The organism is Streptomyces sp. NPDC003327 (assembly GCF_053589515.1).
Genome location: NZ_JBSFSA010000005.1, coordinates 81,152 through 98,056, shown reverse-complemented (window position 1 = coordinate 98,056; position 16,905 = coordinate 81,152). Strand labels below are relative to the sequence as shown.

At 74.7% G+C, this 16,905-nt stretch carries 17 protein-coding genes and 1 riboswitch; of the genes, 11 read left to right on the top strand and 6 right to left on the bottom strand.

Going from position 1 to position 16,905, the window contains the following annotated elements; translation table 11 throughout:
• The first annotated feature begins 155 nt into the window (after positions 1-155).
• From ACWDVG_RS06485 to ACWDVG_RS06475, 3 genes are all read left to right on the top strand, one after another.
• Complete coding sequence (locus ACWDVG_RS06485) at positions 156-2,036, top strand: hypothetical protein (RefSeq protein WP_451696773.1); 1,881 nt, start codon at positions 156-158, stop codon at positions 2,034-2,036.
• Positions 2,029-2,409: a hypothetical protein gene (locus ACWDVG_RS06480; RefSeq protein ID WP_451696772.1), complete on the top strand. Its 381-nt coding sequence runs from the start codon at positions 2,029-2,031 to the stop codon at positions 2,407-2,409. The genes ACWDVG_RS06485 and ACWDVG_RS06480 overlap by 8 nt, the downstream gene beginning before the upstream one ends.
• Before the next feature lie 295 nt (positions 2,410-2,704).
• Entirely contained in the window at positions 2,705-3,421 is a 717-nt protein-coding gene (locus tag ACWDVG_RS06475; RefSeq protein WP_451696771.1) for a hypothetical protein, read from the top strand.
• A gap of 62 nt (positions 3,422-3,483) precedes the next feature.
• On the opposite strand, the gene ACWDVG_RS06470 is transcribed toward ACWDVG_RS06475, so the two are convergent.
• The gene (locus tag ACWDVG_RS06470; RefSeq protein ID WP_451696770.1) at positions 3,484-4,236 is read right to left on the bottom strand and encodes an isocitrate lyase/PEP mutase family protein; all 753 of its coding nucleotides are present in this window, start codon (positions 4,234-4,236) and stop codon (positions 3,484-3,486) included.
• Entirely contained in the window at positions 4,233-4,781 is a 549-nt protein-coding gene (locus ACWDVG_RS06465; RefSeq protein ID WP_451696769.1) for a carboxymuconolactone decarboxylase family protein, read from the bottom strand. The genes ACWDVG_RS06470 and ACWDVG_RS06465 overlap by 4 nt, the downstream gene beginning before the upstream one ends.
• A 47-nt stretch (positions 4,782-4,828) precedes the next feature.
• Between ACWDVG_RS06465 and pdxR the strand changes: the two genes are divergently transcribed.
• The 3 genes from pdxR (at position 4,829) to ACWDVG_RS06450 (ending at position 8,212) form a co-directional block, all read left to right on the top strand.
• Positions 4,829-6,295, top strand: a complete 1,467-nt coding sequence (pdxR, locus tag ACWDVG_RS06460) for a MocR-like pyridoxine biosynthesis transcription factor PdxR (RefSeq protein ID WP_451696767.1) — start codon at positions 4,829-4,831, stop codon at positions 6,293-6,295.
• Positions 6,292-7,377: an RNA polymerase sigma-70 factor gene (locus ACWDVG_RS06455; protein ID WP_451696765.1), complete on the top strand. Its 1,086-nt coding sequence runs from the start codon at positions 6,292-6,294 to the stop codon at positions 7,375-7,377. The genes pdxR and ACWDVG_RS06455 overlap by 4 nt, the downstream gene beginning before the upstream one ends.
• 88 nt (positions 7,378-7,465) lie before the next feature.
• Entirely contained in the window at positions 7,466-8,212 is a 747-nt protein-coding gene (locus ACWDVG_RS06450) for an SDR family oxidoreductase (protein ID WP_451696763.1), read from the top strand.
• Between the two features lie 64 nt (positions 8,213-8,276).
• On the opposite strand, the gene ACWDVG_RS06445 is transcribed toward ACWDVG_RS06450, so the two are convergent.
• Positions 8,277-9,131: a hypothetical protein gene (locus ACWDVG_RS06445; protein ID WP_451696762.1), complete on the bottom strand. Its 855-nt coding sequence runs from the start codon at positions 9,129-9,131 to the stop codon at positions 8,277-8,279.
• Between the two features lie 102 nt (positions 9,132-9,233).
• Between ACWDVG_RS06445 and ACWDVG_RS06440 the strand changes: the two genes are divergently transcribed.
• On the top strand, positions 9,234-9,524 hold the full coding sequence (locus ACWDVG_RS06440; protein WP_451696760.1) for a hypothetical protein: 291 nt from the start codon (positions 9,234-9,236) through the stop codon (positions 9,522-9,524).
• A gap of 18 nt (positions 9,525-9,542) precedes the next feature.
• Entirely contained in the window at positions 9,543-10,724 is a 1,182-nt protein-coding gene (locus tag ACWDVG_RS06435; protein ID WP_451696758.1) for a glutathionylspermidine synthase family protein, read from the top strand.
• A 70-nt stretch (positions 10,725-10,794) separates the two neighbouring features.
• On the opposite strand, the gene rocD is transcribed toward ACWDVG_RS06435, so the two are convergent.
• Complete coding sequence (gene rocD, locus ACWDVG_RS06430) at positions 10,795-12,000, bottom strand: ornithine--oxo-acid transaminase (RefSeq protein WP_451696756.1); 1,206 nt, start codon at positions 11,998-12,000, stop codon at positions 10,795-10,797.
• 109 nt (positions 12,001-12,109) lie between these two features.
• Positions 12,110-12,200, top strand: a riboswitch (ZMP/ZTP riboswitch).
• 71 nt (positions 12,201-12,271) lie between these two features.
• Between rocD and ACWDVG_RS06425 the strand changes: the two genes are divergently transcribed.
• The gene (locus ACWDVG_RS06425; protein ID WP_451697011.1) at positions 12,272-13,540 is read left to right on the top strand and encodes a serine hydroxymethyltransferase; all 1,269 of its coding nucleotides are present in this window, start codon (positions 12,272-12,274) and stop codon (positions 13,538-13,540) included.
• A 116-nt stretch (positions 13,541-13,656) separates the two neighbouring features.
• Here the strand turns inward: ACWDVG_RS06425 and ACWDVG_RS06420 are convergent, their stop codons facing one another.
• Both ACWDVG_RS06420 and ACWDVG_RS06415 read right to left on the bottom strand, forming a co-directional pair.
• The gene (locus tag ACWDVG_RS06420) at positions 13,657-14,550 is read right to left on the bottom strand and encodes a hypothetical protein (RefSeq protein WP_451696755.1); all 894 of its coding nucleotides are present in this window, start codon (positions 14,548-14,550) and stop codon (positions 13,657-13,659) included.
• Complete coding sequence (locus ACWDVG_RS06415) at positions 14,534-15,130, bottom strand: RNA polymerase sigma factor (RefSeq protein WP_451696754.1); 597 nt, start codon at positions 15,128-15,130, stop codon at positions 14,534-14,536. The genes ACWDVG_RS06420 and ACWDVG_RS06415 overlap by 17 nt, the downstream gene beginning before the upstream one ends.
• A gap of 56 nt (positions 15,131-15,186) precedes the next feature.
• On the opposite strand from ACWDVG_RS06415, the gene trpS reads away from it, so the two are divergent.
• A complete protein-coding gene (trpS, locus tag ACWDVG_RS06410; protein ID WP_451696753.1) occupies positions 15,187-16,200 on the top strand; it encodes a tryptophan--tRNA ligase in 1,014 nt (337 codons plus the stop codon).
• 94 nt (positions 16,201-16,294) lie between these two features.
• Positions 16,295-16,891 (top strand): 2'-5' RNA ligase family protein, encoded by a 597-nt coding sequence (locus tag ACWDVG_RS06405; RefSeq protein ID WP_451696751.1) that lies wholly within the window; start codon positions 16,295-16,297, stop codon positions 16,889-16,891.
• The last annotated feature ends 14 nt before the right edge of the window (positions 16,892-16,905 follow it).

Below are 16,905 nucleotides of genomic sequence, written 5' to 3'. Positions count from 1 at the left end.
CCTGAGCCGAGACACCTGCTCGGAACACCCCCGGCCCGCGCGGCCGGGGGTGTTTTTTCGCGCCGACACGGAACGCCGGGCTCCCTTATGCTGTGCCTCCGGTTCCGGGCCAACACCGTCCGGGACGGCAACAGTTCGAGACATACGGGGGAGTCTTGGCACAGGCTTTCGTGCCCAACCAGCCACCCGGCCCGCCCGGCGGGCCGCCATCCGCGGGCCCCGGAGGGGGACCGGCCGGAGCACCCGGTGCGGGACCGGCCGCGGGACCCTTAGGGGGCGCCGCCGGGGGAGCCGTCCCGGCGTCCGCCCCGGGGCCGTACGGCGCCGCCGTCGATCCGCGCCGCCTGCCGTCCGCCAGCGAGGCGACCCGGCTGCTCTGCGCCGGCACCTACCTCGACGACGGCTTCCGGGACGCGGTCGTCGATCAGCTGTACGTCCACGAGGAGCGGTTCGCCGCGCCCTCCCTCGGCCACGACGCGAGCCGCGTCCTCGCCCACGCGCTCCGCGCCCGCCGCGTCGAACTCGCCTGGGCCGCCGCGATCCTCGCCCTCTGGATCGTCGCCTTCCCGCTCACCAAGGGCCTCGTCCTGCTCCTGGTCCTGCCCTACCTGGTCCTCGGCATCGCCCGCCTGGTCCGCGGCCGCGCGGCAGCCCCGCCCCTCCTGCGTACCGCCCCCGCCCTCGTCCTGCGCTGGTACGGGCGGCTGATGTTCGCCCAGTCCGCGCTCGTCCTCCTCGTCCTGGCCCTCGCCGACGAGGAGACGCGGTGGGACTTCTTCGGCGAGGTCGGCGAGGTCGGCGAGGTCGGCGAGTACGGCGGCTACGTGGGCCTCGTCTTCGCCATGGCCGCGGAGGACATGGGGGACATCGGGAAGCTGGAGGTGTGGATCACCATCGCCGTGCCGCTGCTCGTGGCCTGGGCGGTGGCCACCCAGCACGGCCAGTTCGCCCGCGCCCTCACCGAGGAGCTGTCCCGGGAACGCTTCCCCGACCTGCGCTCCGACCCGGCCGAACAGGCCGAGGGCGCCCGCTTCCGCCGCCTGCGCGACCGCATCCGCACCGAGCAGCACGCCCGGCTCGTCCTGTACGCCGCCGAGAACCCGTTCTGCGGAGCCGGCGAGCCCTACGAGCCCTGGTCGCTCTCCATCGAGCTGCGGCCCCGCAAGAACCTCGACGGCAAGGCGCCCGAACCCCTCGACAACAGCGCCATCATGCGGCACGTCGTCCCGCTGGTGGAGGCGCTGCGCGTGCCCTCGGCCCACGGCTCGCCGCAGATCCGGGAGGCCGTGAGGGACCGGCTGCGGGAGCTGGAGATCGACGAGGTCGTCTTCCTGCCCGCCGACGGGCTGCCGTCCCGCGCCGCCGCCCCGTACACCCCCGAGGGCTTCGAGGCGCACCGCTCGGGCTCCATCGAGGAGGGCGGCGAGACCCGGCGGCACTTCCTCCGCATCCGGGTCGGCGGCTGGGGCGAGGAGATCGTCACCACCGTCTTCGTCCGCGTCCACACGCAGGGCGGCATGCTCATGCTGGAGGTCGCCCCGCACGTGCTCCGCCCGGTGCGGCAGCTCTTCCGCGACGCCGACCGGATCGCCCACCGCTACCGCTACAACCACCGCTTCGGCAAGGCGGTCTGGGCGCTCGCCCGGACCCCGCGCTCGGCCGGCCAGTCGCTCGTCACCCTGTGGCGCGCCCTCGGCCACCTGTGGCGCCTGGTCACGGCGGGCCACGCGCACGCCCTGCCCGAGGGGCCGCTGACCTCGGTGCGCGAGCTCGGCTCGGACGACGAGGCGTCCCTCTTCCAGGAGATGGACGTCAGCCGCTACCTCAAGAGCATCCAGGACCGGGTGGCGAGCGGAGTGACCGCCGCCCTGCGCGAAGCCGGGTACGAGACCGACGAGTTCGAGCAGCGGATCGTGCACGTCGCCGAGGGCGGCACGTTCATCGAGAACACCAAGGGCACCGTGTCCATCGGTGACCGCAACACCGTCACCAGCAAGACCTTCACCACCCACACGACCGGAGGCGACCGTGGCTGACACCGACAACTCCCGTGACCGCGGCGGCATCCACGTCACCAACACCGGCGGCAACGTCACCATCGGCAACGACAACACCGTCACGAACACGGTGAACGGCCCGCAGACCGTGCGCGACCCGCGGCAGGAGGAGCTGCTCCAGGCCATCCGCCGGTTCCGCACGGACCTCGGCGGCGTCGTCGAGTCCGAGCAGACGACCGCGCTCGACGCCGAACTGGAGGAGGCCGAGGACGAGATCGAGGCCACGGGCGCGGCGTCCCCGGGCCGGCTCGCCCGGGTCCGCCGTGCCCTGGCCGACTCCGGCGCCGTGGCGGGCATCCTCGCCTCGGGCGTGACGGTCGGCCAGCTGGTCGCGGCCCTGCTCGGGGGCTGACGTGGCCGCTCGCTGGAACGACGTCACGCAGCGCTGGGAGACGACGGAGGGCCCGCCGCCGGTGATCCCTGGGCCGGACGAGCCGGTGCCGGACGGCCCGGTGGTCCCGGGCCCGGAGGCGGGCCCCGTCGTACCGCCGCCTGTTCCGGTTGCACCGGCTGTTCCGCCTGTTCCGGCTGCACCGGCTGTTCCGGCCGTTCCGCCCGGTCCGGCGCCCGTGTACGTACCGGAGACGGGTCAGTGGCAGTACCCGGCGGCGCCGTCGGCCGCCGCCCCGCGGGGGCGGAGCGCCGTGGTGATCGGGGCCGCCGTCGCCGTGCTGGCGGCGGGGACCCTGGGCGGGTGGCTGCTCTGGGGCGGGGACGGTGACGGGAGCGGCCCGGCGGCCGCCGGGCCGCCCGCCTCCGTCTCGGAGGCGACGCAGACCCCCTCCTCCGACCCGAGCTCCGACCCGAGCTCCGGCCCGTCCGGCGGCCCGTCCGGCGGCCCGTCGTCCGGTTCCTCCTCGGGTCCGTCCTCCACGGACCCGTCCGGGACGTCGGCCGCGCCCTCGGACGACCTGCCGCCGCCCGGTTACCGCGCCGTAGAGGACCTCAAGGGCTTCACGATCGCGGTCCCCGAGGGCTGGGACCGCACCGAGTCCGACCAGGGCGTCTTCTACAACGCGCCGGACGGCCGCAGCCTGATCCAGGTCTTCGTCGTCCAGGAGGCAGGCCTCACGCCGTACGAGGCGCTGCGCGGCGCCTCCGCCGACGGCCGGGCCAACAAGCCCGGGTACGAGGAGATCAGCCTGGAACGGATCACGGACGAGCCGGGCGCCCCGTCCGACACCGCCGAACTGGTCTACGCGTACGACCGCGCCGGCGACCGCCGCAAGGTCGTCGACCGGGCCTTCACGGCCCCGGACGGCACCCACTACGCGGTCCTCGCGGCCGGGCCGGAGAGCGACTGGCCGCGCCAGCGCGAGAACCTGCGCGTCGCCCTGGAGTTCTTCCGCCCCGGCGCGTACTGACCGGCCCGACCCGCCCAGGTGCATGCCGACCACCGTGAACGCCCCGGTCCGGGCCGCCCGCGTCAGGAGGCGGGCGGGCGGCCCGGGCGGAGGCCGGCGGCGAGGGCCGTCACGGCGGTCAGCGCCCGGAGCAGCAGGCCGTCGCCGAAGGTGATCCGGGTGGCGCCCAGGCGGCCCAGCGCGGCGAGGTCCGGGCCGCCCGGCACCGCCAGGGCGTTGAGCGGCAGCGTCCCGACGGCGGCGCGCAGCGCGGGCAGGTCGGCCGCCGGGGCCGCGATCGGGTAGACGCAGTCCGCGCCGGCCTCCACGTAGAGCCGGGCCCGGGCGACCGCCGCGCCCAGCGGGTCGGGCGCCCGGCGGACGTACGCGTCCACGCGCGCGTTGACGAAGAGCGCGGGCCCGGCCTCGGCCCGCACCTCCGCCAGCCACTCCGCGTGCGCCCGCGCGTCCCTGAGGGTGCCGTCCGCCCCCGTGTCCTCCAGGTTCACGCCGACGGCGCCCGTCTCCCGTACGCGCTCCACCAGCTCGGCGGGCGGCAGCCCGTACCCGCCCTCCAGGTCCGCCGTGACGGGAACGGAGACGGACCGCGCGATCCGCGCCACGGCGGCGAACATCTCCGCCGGCGGGGTCCGCCCGTCCTCGTACCCGAGGGAGGCGGCGATCCCGGCGCTCGGCGTGGCGAGCGCGGGGAAGCCGGCCGCCTCGAACGCGCGGGCGCTCGCCGCGTCCCAGGGCCCCGGCAGGACCAGCGGATCGTCCGCCGGCCGGTCCCGGTGGAGGTCGCGCAGCCGCCTCGCCGGGTCCTGGTCGTTCACGAGGAGCGGGGGGTGTAGTGGCCGGGGACCATGCGGGTGGTGACACCGATCCGGTTCCAGGCGTTGATGGTGACGATCGCGGCGATGAGCCGGGCCAGCTCCGTCTCGTCGAAGTGCCGGGCGGCCTCGGCGTACACCGCGTCCGGGACGAAACCGTCGGTGAGGACGGTGACGGCCTCGGTGAGGGCGAGCGCCGCGAGCTCCCGCTCGGTGTAGAAGTGGCGGGACTCCTCCCACGCCGACAGCTGCACGATCCGCTCGACCGCCTCGCCCTCCGCGAGCGCGTCCTTCGTGTGCATGTCGAGGCAGAACGCGCAGTGGTTGACCTGCGAGGCCCGGATCTTGACGAGGTGGTACAGGGTCGGGTCGACGTCCTTCGCCGCCGCGCTCTCCAGGCGGACCATCGCCCGGTAGAACTCGGGCACCCGCTCGGCGAGGGGGAGGCGCGGGGCGTGCTCGTGGGCGCGGGGCGTCGCGGTCGTGGCCGTGTTCGTGTTCGTGTTCGTGGCCGTGCTCGCGGTCGTGGTCGTGGTGTCCGTCGTCATGCCGACCACCGTACGAGCGGGGTGGCTCAGGAGTATGGTCCATTCCCATGGCGAACGAGTGGGCCACTTTCGGGGCCGACCTCCACCTGGAACTGCGCGGACCGCGACTGCGCGCCGGACTCATGGACGCGCTCAGGGAAGCGGTGCGCAGCGGCAGGCTGGAGGCGGGTACCCGGCTGCCGTCCTCGCGGTCCCTCGCCGCCGATCTCGGCATGGCCCGGAACACCGTCGCCGACGCGTACGCCGAACTCGTCGCCGAGGGGTGGCTGACCGCCCGCCAGGGCTCGGGCACGCGCGTGGCCCGCCGCGCCGCACCCCGCCCTTCCCCTTCGCCGCCGGCCGCGCCTCCCGGTGTCACGGTGCGGCGGGGGCGGCCGCCCGCCGCCCCGGTGCACGACCTCAAGGCCGGCACCCCCGACCTCGCCTCCTTCCCCCGCGCCGCATGGCTCAAGGCCTACCGCCGTGCCCTGACCGCCGCCCCCAACGAGGCGTTCGGGTACGGAGATCCGCGCGGCCGCGTCGAGCTGCGCACCGTGCTCGCCGAGTACCTCGCCCGCGCCCGCGGCGTGCACGCCCGGCCCGAACGGATCGTCGTCTGCGCCGGGTTCGTCCACGGGCTGAGCCTGATCGGCCAGGTGCTGCGGGCCCGCGGGGTCCGGGACGCGGCCGTCGAGTCGTACGGCCTCGGGCTCCACGCCGACCTGCTCGCGCGCGCCGGACTCGGCACCCCGGCCCTGCCGTTCGACGCGCGCGGCACGCGCGTCGAGGAGCTGGCGCACGACCCGGCGTACGCCGGCACGGGCGCGGTCCTGATGACGGCAGCCCACCAGTTCCCCCTCGGCGGCGCCCTGCCCCCGGACCGGCGCGCCGCCGTCGTCGACTGGGCGCGCACCACCGGCGGTCTCGTCCTGGAGGACGACTACGACGGAGAGTTCCGCTACGACCGGCAGCCGGTCGGCGCGCTCCAGGGCCTCGACCCCGAGCGGGTGGTTCACCTCGGCACCGCCAGCAAGTCGCTGGCTCCCGCCCTGCGCCTGGCGTGGATGGTGCTGCCGGAGGGCCTCGTCGACGAGGTGGTGGCGGCCAAGGGGGCGGTGGAGTGGGTGTCGCCCGCGCCCGACCAGCTGGCGTTCGCGGAGTTCCTGGCGTCGGGGGCGTACGACCGGCACGTACGGGCCATGCGGCTGCGCTACCGGCGCCGCCGCGACCAGCTCGTGCGGGCCGTGGCCGCGCACTCCCCGCAGACCCGCGTCGACGGCATCGCGGCCGGCCTCCACGCCGTCCTCTCCCTGCCGCCCGGCACCGAACAGGAGGTCCTGCGGGCCGCCGCCTGGCACGGGCTGGCCGTCCAGGGCCTGAACGCCTTCCGCCGCCCCTCGGTGCCGCCGGCCCTGAACGGCCTGGTCGTCGGCTACGCCACCCCGCCCGACAGCGGCTGGCAGGGCGCGCTCCGCGCCCTGTGCCGGGTGCTGCCGCCGGCGGACGAGACGGACTCTGGCACGCTGGACGCGTGACGACGCCCCAAGGTGCCCGGTCCTCCGGGGAGATCGACCCGCACGACGGCGACCCGGCGGTCGACGGCTCCGCCTCCTCTGCCTCCGCCTCCGGCTCGGTCGACGGCTCCGGCTCCTCCGCCTCGGCCGCCTCCGCCGCCGGCGCTGCCCGCGCCTCCGCCGCCGGCGCTGCCCGCGCCTCGGTCCGCGGCTCCGCCGAGGAGTTCACCGCGCACCGCCCGCGCATGTTCGGTCTCGCCTACCGCCTGCTCGGCTCGGCCGAGGAGGCCGAGGACGCCGTCCAGGACGCGTACCTCCGCTGGAGCGGCGCCGACCGGCGAGCCATCGAGCACCCCGCCGCCTGGCTGGCGAAAGTCGTCACCAACCTCTGCCTCAACCGCCTCACCTCCGCCCGTGTCAGCCGCGAGCGGTACACCGGCCCCTGGCTGCCGGAGCCCGTCCTCACCCACGACGGCGCGCTCGGCCCGCTGGAGTCCGCCGAGCGGCGCGACGCCGTCTCCACCGCCCTGCTCCTGCTGCTCGAACGGCTCACCCCGGCGGAGCGCGCCGTCTACGTCCTGCGCGAGGCGTTCGGCTACGCGCACCGGGACATCGCCGGAGTGCTCGACCTCAGCGAGGCCAACTGCCGCCAGCTGTACGGGAGGGCCGCGCGGCGGGTCGCCGCGCCCGAACCGCGCTTCGAGGCGTCCGAGGAGCGACGGGAGGCGCTCGTCGAGTCGTTCGTGACCGCGGCCCGCGAGGGCGACCTCGCCGGCCTTGAACAGCTCCTCGCCGAGGACGTCGTGTGGTGGAGCGACGGCGGCGGCAAGGTCACCTCCGCCCTCCGCCCGCTCCTCGGCAGGGACAAGGTGCTGCGCTTCCTCGCCGGCATCGGCGACCGGCTCCCTCCGGGCTCCGAACTCGGCGTCGCCGAGGCCAACGGCGCACCGGCGCTCGTGGCACACGTGGGCGGGCGTCTCTACGGCGTGGCGACCTTCGGCCTGCGGGACGGCGTCATCGCGGAGGTCTGGATCGTCCTCAACCCCGACAAGCTCGACTACGCGGCCCGCCAGTTCGCCGCCCCGGCGACCCCCGGGGCCTGAGGCTGTCACATCGGCGGGCTCCCGCCGGTTCCAGACGGTGACGGGCGCTCCGGCGGGGACCGCCCGCACCCGAAGGAAGGCGACCGCGATGACCACGATCCTGGTGACCGGCGGCACCGGCACCCTCGGCCGGCTCGTCACCGAGCGACTGCGGGCCGACGGACACGAGGAGGTGCGGGTCCTGAGCCGGCGCTCCCGGCCGTACGCCGTCGACCTGCGCGAAGGAGGGCCGGGGCTCGACACGGCCCTGGCGGGGGTCGACACCGTCGTGCACTGCGCGAGCAGCCCGCGCGGTGGCGACGAGGACGCGGCGCGCCACCTGATCGCCGCCGCGCGCCGCGCCGGAGTGCGGCACCTCGTCCACATCTCGATCGTCGGCGTCGACCGCGTGCCGCTCGGCTACTACCGCAGCAAGCACGTCGTGGAGCGTCTCGTCGAGGAGTCCGGCCTCGGCTGGACGGTGCTGCGCGCCACCCAGTTCCACGACCTGGTCCTGCGGGTCCTGGAAGGAGCGGCGCGCCTGCCCGTCGTGTTCCTCCCGGCGGGCGTGTGCGACCAGCCCGTCGACGTGGCCGAGGTCGCCGAACGGCTCGCGCGGCTCGCCGGGGCGGCGCCGGCGGGACGGGTGCCGGACATGGGCGGTCCCGAGGTCCGTACGCTGCCGGAGCTGGCCCGCGCGTACCTGCGGGCGCGTGGTCGACGGCGCCCGGTGGTGGAGGTCCCGTTGGCCGGGAAGGCGTACCGGGGGTTCCGGGCGGGTGGCCACCTGGCGCCGGACCGTGCCGTGGGGACGCTCCCCTTCGACGCCTTCCTCGCCACGCGCTTCCCCCGCTGAACCGTTCCCGGCGCGGGTGCGGCGCCGCCCCACCCCGGCCCCGACGCCCCCGGCGCCGCCCCGCTCAGGGCCCCGACGCCCCCGGCACCGGCGCCGGGGGCACCGGGGCCGGGGTGGTCGGGGGTTCGCCGAAGCGGGCGAGGGTGAGGGAGCCCGCCACCGCCACCGCGAAGCCGACGAACGCCAGCCACCCCAGCCCCTCCCGCGTCCGGTCCCCGAGCCACACCACCCCCACCAGCGCGGGCCCGATCGTCTCGCCCAGCACCATCCCCGCCGTCGCCGTCGTCACCGACCCCCGCTGGAACGCGGAGGTCAGCAGCAGGAACGCCGCCCCGCCGCCCACGAGCAGCGCGTACCAGGCGGGGTCCGCGAAGTCGACGCCGTCGACCAGCCGGACCGCCACCTCCACCACCCCGAAGCCGAAGCCCGCCCCGAGTCCCAGGACGAGCGCGCGCGGCCGGTCCGGCAGGCGGCCGCCGACGACTCCGAGCAGCAGGACGCCGCACGAGATCGCGAGCAGCACCCACCGCAGCGCGTCGGCGACCTCCCGGTGGCCCTCCCTGCCCGAGGCGAGGGCCAGCATCGCGAGCCCCGCGCACACCACGCCGACCGCGCCCCACTCCACCCGGCTCAGCCGGACGCCCAGGAGCCGGGAGGCGACGACGGCCGTGACCGCGAGGCTCGCGGCGAGCGCCGCGCCCACGGCGTAGATGGGCAGGGTCCGCAGCGCCACGATCTGGAGGATGAACCCCAGCGAGTCCAGGGCGAGACCGGCGAGATAACGCCACTGGCGCAGGGCCCGCCACAGGAGGGCGACGTCGACACCGCTGCCCGTTCCCGGGGTGGCGGCACGGGCCGCCATCGCCTGGAACACCGAGGCCGTACCGAAGCAGAGCGCCGATCCGAGGGCGCAAATCATCCCGAGTAGCACGAAATGACTCTAGGGCGTGGGGCCGGAATTCACCGGCCTACACTGTGCGGTCGCGACGCTCGCGACCACGCGAAGGGGAGGGCGACGGACATGCGGAGGCTGAGGTCGAGCACGGTGGTGCTCGGCGGAATGGGTGTGCTCGCGGCGACGATCACCGCGTGCGGCTCGGAGCCGGACCGGCGGTGTGTCGACCCGCTGACCCGGGAGGAGCTGCCGATGTACGAGTGCGACGGCGGCGGCGGTGACGACGACGACAGCACCCACCGCGGTTCGTACTACTACGGCGGCTCCGTGCGGGACCGCACCGTGAGCGGCGGCAGTTTCAACAAGGCGGCGGTCGACACGGGCGGCTTCGGCTGCTCGGGCTCCGGCGGCGGCTGAGGAAGGCCGGGCAGGCACATGGAACGGCACACCATCGACCCCCGGCCGGACTGGCAGCGGATCGTGGAGGAGCAGGGGGTCGTCTACCCCCTGACCCGGTACCCGGACGGTTCCCTGCGTCCGTACTGGGACGAGAGCGCGTACTACTCCTTCTCGCTGCCCGAGGTCGAGGCGATGGAGGAGGTCGTCGAGGAACTGCACGCGCTGTCCCTGGCGGCGGCCGCGCACATCGTCGAGCAGGACCGTTTCGCCGATCTGGGCATCACCGACCCCCGCGTCGCGGCCCGGGTCGCCGAGTCCTGGCGGCGCCGCGCCGAACTCCCCTCCCTGTACGGCCGGTTCGACCTGCGCTACGACGGCACGGGCCCGGCCAAGATGCTGGAGTACAACGCCGACACCCCGACCTCGCTCGTCGAGGCCGCGAGCCCGCAGTGGTTCTGGATGGAGGAACGGTTCCCCGGCGCCGACCAGTGGAACTCCCTCCACGAGCGGCTCGTCGACGCCTGGAAGCGGCAGGCGCACCTGCTGCCGCCCGGCCCCGTGCACTTCGCCCACTCCGACGGCGACGAGCTCGGCGAGGACCTGATGACGGTCGCGTACCTGCGCGAGACCGCCCAGCAGGCCGGGCTCGCCACGGAGGCGCTGTCGGTCGAGCGGATCGGCTGGGACCGGCTCTCCCGCCGCTTCGTGGACGACCGGCTCCGGTTCATCCGCAGCTGCTTCAAGCTCTACCCGTGGGAGTGGCTCACCACCGACCGCTTCGGCCGGTACGTCCTCGACACCCTCGACAACGGCGGCGGCACCGGCACCACCTGCTGGATCGAGCCCGCCTGGAAGATGCTGCTCTCCAACAAGGCGCTGCTCGCGATCCTGTGGGAGCTCAATCCGGGCCACCCCCACCTGCTGCCCGCCTACCTCGACGGGCCGCGCGAGCTGGCGACGACCACCGGCTGGGTCGCCAAGCCGCTCCTCGGCCGGGAGGGCGCGGGCGTCACCCTGCACGAGGCGGGCAGCGAGCCCGTCGTACGCGACGAGCCCTGCTGCTACCAGGAGTTGGCCCCGCTGCCCGACTTCGACGGCAACCGCGTGGTGCTCGGCGCGTGGGTCGTCGAGGACGAGGCGGCGGGGCTCGGCATCCGGGAGTCGGCGGGCCTCGTCACCGACGAGTACGCCCGCTTCCTCCCGCACGTCATCCTCTGACCGCCGCCGCTCGTCCCGCCGCTCGTCCCGGCGCTCCCCGCCGCTCGCTCCGAGCGGAGACGTCAGTCCGTCAGTCCGTCAGCACCGTCCTCAGCTGCTCCAGACCCCAGTCCAGGTCCTCCTTCGAGATGACCAGCGGCGGCGCGATCCGGATCGTCGAACCGTGGGTGTCCTTCACCAGGACCCCCCGCTCCATCAGCCGCTCCGAGATCTCCCGGCCCGTGCCCCGGGCCGGGTCGATGTCCACCCCGGCCCACAGCCCGCGGCCGCGCACCGCCTTCACCGCGCCGCCGCCCACGAGCAGCCCCAGCTCCGCGTGGAGGTGCTCGCCCAGCACCGTCGCCCGCTCCTGGTACTCGCCCGTGCGCAGCATCGCGATCACCTCCAGGGCCACCGCGCACGCCAGCGGGTTCCCGCCGAAGGTCGAGCCGTGCTCGCCCGGCCGGAAGACCCCGAGGACCGCCCGGTCGGCGACCACCGCCGACACCGGCACGACACCGCCGCCCAGCGCCTTCCCCAGGATGTACACGTCGGGCACCACGTCCTCGTGCTCGCACGCGAAGGTCCGGCCCGTCCGGCCCAGGCCCGACTGGATCTCGTCGGCCATGAACAGCACGTTCCGCCGGGCCGTCAGCTCCCGCACCCCGCGCAGATAGCCGGCCGGCGGGACCAGGACGCCCGCCTCGCCCTGGATCGGTTCGAGCAGCACCGCCACCGTGTTCTCGGTGACCGCGGCCTCCATCGCCGTCAGGTCCCCGTACGGCACGATCTCGAACCCCGGCGTGTACGGACCGAAGTGGTCCCGGGCCTCGTGGTCCGTCGAGAAGCTGACGATCGTCGTCGTCCGGCCGTGGAAGTTGTTGGCCGTGACCACGATCTTGGCGTGCCCGTCCGGCACGCCCTTCACCTCGTACCCCCACTTCCGGGCCGTCTTCACGGCGGTCTCCACCGCCTCCGCGCCGGTGTTCATCGGCAGCACGGCCTCCTTCCCGCACAGCTCCGCCAGCCGCGCGCAGAACTCGGCGAACCGGTCGTGCTGGAAGGCCCGCGACGTGAGCGTCACCCGCTCCAGCTGCGCCCGCGCCGCCTCGGTCAGGCGGCGGTTGCCGTGCCCGAAGTTGAGCGCCGAGTAGCCGGCGAGCAGGTCGAGGTAGCGGCGGCCCTCGACGTCGGTCATCCAGGCACCGTCCGCCGTGGCGACGACGACCGGAAGGGGGTGGTAGTTGTGGGCGCTGTGCGCCTCCGCGGAAGCGATCGCGTCTTGCGTCCTCGACACGGGATCTCCGTTCGTCCTGCGGCCAGGGGCTGGTGTGGCGCCCCTTTCCTATCGTCGCTCGGATGCCGGACGAAGAAACCTCGCGCGTCGGCGCGCCCGCTAGGCTGATCCCACGCACGGCGACTGGCGCACGGGGAATCGACCCCGGGGGAGCCGCGCGCGCTCCACCACACGAGGTGCCGCTCGCCTGGGCATCACGGGACCCATCCGGTTCCGTGCGCACCTTCGCACCGGGGCCGGGCCGTCGACGATCCGCCGAACGCCCGGAGGAATCACCGTGTCCACCCGTCACCCCGCACTCGCCGCCGCCGACCCCGAGCTCGCCGCCCTCGTCGGGGCCGAGGAGCAGCTCCAGGGCGAGACCCTGCGCCTCATCCCGAGCGAGAACTACGTCTCCGCCGCCGTCCTCGAAGCCTCCGGCACCGTCCTCCAGAACAAGTACAGCGAGGGCTACCCGGGCCGCCGCTACTACGAGGGCCAGCAGAACATCGACCGGGTCGAGACCCTCGCCGTCGAGCGCGCCAAGGCCCTCTTCGGCGTCGACCACGCCAACGTCCAGCCGTACTCCGGCTCCCCGGCCAACCTCGCCGTCTACCTCGCCTTCGCGCAGCCCGGCGACACCGTCATGGGCATGGCCCTGCCGATGGGCGGCCACCTCACCCACGGCTGGGGCGTCTCCGCCACCGGCAGCTGGTTCCGGGGCGTCCAGTACGGCGTCCGCCGCGACACCGGCCTCATCGACTACGACCAGGTCCGCGAACTCGCCCTCGCCGAGCGCCCGAAGGTGATCTTCTGCGGCGGCACCGCCCTGCCCCGCACGATCGACTTCGCCGCCTTCGGCGAGATCGCCCGGGAGGCCGGCGCCGTCCTCGTCGCCGACGTCGCCCACATCGCCGGCCTCGTCGCGGGCGGCGCCCACCCCTCACCGGTCCCGCACGTGGACGTGATCTCCACGACCACCCACAAGACCCTGCGCGGCCCGCGCGGCGCCATGCTGATGTCCCGTGAGGAGCACGCCAAGGCGCTCGACAAGGCCGTCTTCCCCGGCCTCCAGGGCGGCCCGCACAACCAGACCACCGCCGCCATCGCCGTCGCCCTCCGCGAGGCCTCCCAGCCCTCCTTCCGCGCGTACGCCCACGCGGTCGTCGCCAACGCCAAGGCCCTCGCCGAGGCACTCCTCGCCCGCGGCTTCGACCTGGTCTCCGGCGGCACCGACAACCACCTGATCCTGATGGACCTCACCCCCAAGGAGGTCCCCGGCAAGGTCGCCGCCAAGGCCCTCGACCGGGCGGGGATCGTCGTCAACTACAACACCGTCCCCTACGACCCCCGGAAGCCCTTCGACCCCTCCGGCATCCGCATCGGCACCCCCTCCCTCACCTCGCGCGGCCTGACCGTCGCCCACATGCCCCTGGTGGCCGAGTGGATCGACCGCGGGGTCACCGCCGCCGGGCAGGGCGACGAGGACGCCCTCCGGAAGATCCGCGCGGAGGTCGCCGACCTCCTCACCGCCCACCCCGCCCCGGGCCTCCCCGTCTGACCCCTCCCCGTCTGACCCCTCCGCGTCCGACCCCTCCGCGTCCGACCCCCCCCGGCCGGGCCCACCCCGCCCCGACCGGGCCCCGGCTCGGACGGGGCGGGACCCGGGCCGGGGCCTCACTCCGTCGAGCCGGCCACCCGCAGGGCCTCCGCCCGGTTCGGTATGCCCTCCAGGCGGAGGGTCAGGGCGCCCCCGTTCCTCCTCCAGAGGAGCGTGGGGCCCGCCGGCCGGACCGAGTGCGTCCACACCGCCCCCGCACCGTCCTCCAGCGGGAACGTCAGCGTGTGCGCCTCGGCGAACCACAGCGCCTGCGCGCCGTCCGGAAGCGCCGTCCACTCCGGCTGGACCGCCACCTGCTTGACGAAACCGAGGTCCAGGCGCGCCGGGAACTCGTCCAGGCGCACCGGGCCGTCCGGGCGGCCGACCGGGCCGGCGTGACCGCCCCCGCCCGTCCCGCCCGTCCAGCAGAGACTGATCACCGCCCGGCCGCGCTCGGCCGACCCCGTGACCGACACCGCGTCCGGGGCCCCGAGCGCGCTCGGTATCAGCGGCTGGAAGCCCGCCCTGCGCGCCGCCTCCGCCAACGGCACCGGCTCCGGACACCCCGGCACCGACGCACCGGGCGCACCCGCCCCGGCCGACGCCCCCGCGTCGTGCCGCACGGACACCCCGCCGAAGCCCAGCCAGTCGCCGACCGTCGCCCGCACGGGCGGGGTGAGGACCGCGATCACCAGGACCCCGGAGACCGCGGCGAGCAGCGCCCTCCAGCGCCGCCGCAGCCGCTCGAAGCACCGCCGGAGCCCCGCCGGACGCCGACGCGGCACCCCGGTCCCGGTCCCAGCCCCGGCCCCCGGCACGGGCCCAGCCACGGGCCCCGCCCCCGCCTCCCGCTCCGCCAGGAGCTGCGCGAGCACGCGCTCGGCCATCGTCTCGCCGTCCACGTCCGGCACCCGCAGGCTCCGGCCCAGCTCCCGCAACTCCTCCGGAAGCCGGTCATCCGCCTCCGCCACGCCCGTCACCTCCCTCCAGCACCGGTCCGAGCCTCTTCAGGGCCCTGCTCAGCCGGGACTTCACCGTCCCGCGCGGCCAGCCCAGCGCCTCCGCCGTCTCCGCCTCGTCGAGCTCGAGGAGATAGCGGTGGACCACCACCCGCCGTTGGTCCTCCGGCAGCCCCTCCAGGGCCGCCGCGAGCAGCCGCCGCCGCTCCCGCTCGACCGCCGCCACCGCCGGGTCCGCGCCCTCCGGTATCAGCGGCTCGCCCGCCAGCAGCTCGGCCTCCCGCCCCGCGACCGCCCGCTGCCGGCCCGCCGAGCGCACTGTGTTCCTCGTCTCATTGGCCACGATGCTCAGCAGCCACGGCCGGAACGACGCGCCCTCCCGGAACCGGCCGAGCGAGCGGTACGCCTTGAAGAACGCCTGCTGCACGACGTCCTCCGCGTCCGCCCCCGCGCCCAGCGCCACCGCCGCCCGCAACGCCACCGCCGTGTGGGCGCGGACCAGCTCCGCGTACGCCTCCGGCTCTCCGGCGCGCACCCGAGCGATCACGGCCCCCTCGTCGACGACGGTCGAGCCCCCCTCCCGTGTCCCCACACACTTGATACACCGGCAGTCGGGGATCGGTTCCCACACCTGAGAGAATGATGTGCATGGCCTCTGACAGTCCCCGTGCGCTCTCCGGGATCCAGCCCACCGCGGGCTCGTTCCACCTCGGCAACTACCTCGGTGCGATCAGGCAGTACGTCGCGCTGCAGGAGACCCACGACGCCTTCTACATGGTCGTCGACCTGCACGCCATCACGGTCCCCCAGGACCCGGCCGAGCTCCGTGCCAACACCCGGCTCGCCGCCGCCCAGCTGCTCGCCTCCGGCCTCGACCCGGACCGCTGCACGCTGTTCATCCAGAGCCACGTCCCCGAGCACGCGCAGCTCGGCTGGGTCATGAACTGCCTCACCGGCTTCGGCGAGGCCTCCCGCATGACGCAGTTCAAGGACAAGTCCGCCAAGCAGGGCGCCGACCGCGCCACCGTCGGCCTCTTCACGTACCCGATCCTCCAGGTCGCGGACATCCTGCTCTACCAGGCGGACCACGTCCCGGTCGGCGAGGACCAGCGCCAGCACATCGAGCTCACCCGCGACCTCGCGGAGCGCTTCAACGGCCGCTTCGGCGACACCTTCGCGATCCCGGCGCCGTACATCGTCAAGGAGACCGGGAAGATCTACGACCTCCAGGACCCGACGATCAAGATGAGCAAGTCGGCGTCCACGCCGAAGGGCCTGATCAACCTCCTGGACGACCCGAAGGTCACCGCCAAGAAGGTCAAGAGCGCCGTCACCGACACCGACACGGTGATCCGCTTCGACCCGGAGAACAAGGCCGGCGTCTCCAACCTCCTCACGATCATGTCGACGCTCACCGACACGTCCGTCGCGGACCTGGAGAAGAGCTACGAGGGCAAGATGTACGGGGCGCTGAAGACGGACCTGGCCGAGGTCATGGTGGACTTCGTCACGCCGTTCCGGGCCCGCACGCAGGAATACCTGGACGACCCGGAGACGCTGGACTCTGTCCTGGCCAAGGGCGCGGAGAAGGCGCGCGCGGTCGCCGCGGAGACGCTCGCGCAGGCCTACGACCGGCTCGGTTTCCTGCCCGCCAAGCACTGAGTCCAAGGACCCTGGCCACGAGGGTGGTGCAGGCCGCACACTGGCGCTGCACCACCCTCGCACCACCACTCGACGGACGACGGAGGAGAACGACGTGGGGACCGTAACGCTCGGCGTTTCGATCGCGGTCCCGGAGCCGTACGGCAGCCTGCTCCAGGAGCGGCGCGCCGGCTTCGGGGACCCGGCCGCGCACGGCATCCCCACCCACGTCACCCTCGTCCCGCCGACCGAGGTCGAGGTGGAGCGGCTGCCGGAGATCCAGGCGCACCTCGCCGACGTCGCCGCCGCCCACCAGCCCTTCCCGGTCCGGCTGAAGGGCACGGGCACCTTCCGCCCGCTCTCCCCGGTCGTCTTCGTGAAGGTGACGGAGGGCGTCTCGCCCTGCACCCGTCTCCAGCACCTGATCCGGGACGAGGCCGGCCCGCTGGTGCGCGAGCTCCAGTTCCCGTACCACCCGCACGTCACCGTCGCCCACGGCATCTCCGAGGAGGCGATGGACCGGGCGTACGAGGAGCTCGCCGGGTACGAGGCCGCCTGGACGTGCCGCTCCTTCGCCCTGTACGAGCAGGGCACGGACGGCGTCTGGCGGAAGCTGTACGACTACGAGTTCGGCAGCGGCCGCCCGATCCCCGCCGTCCCGGCCCAGGGCAGCCCGGTCGAGCCCGCGCCCACCGCCCCCACCTGGTCGTAACACCTCACACGGGC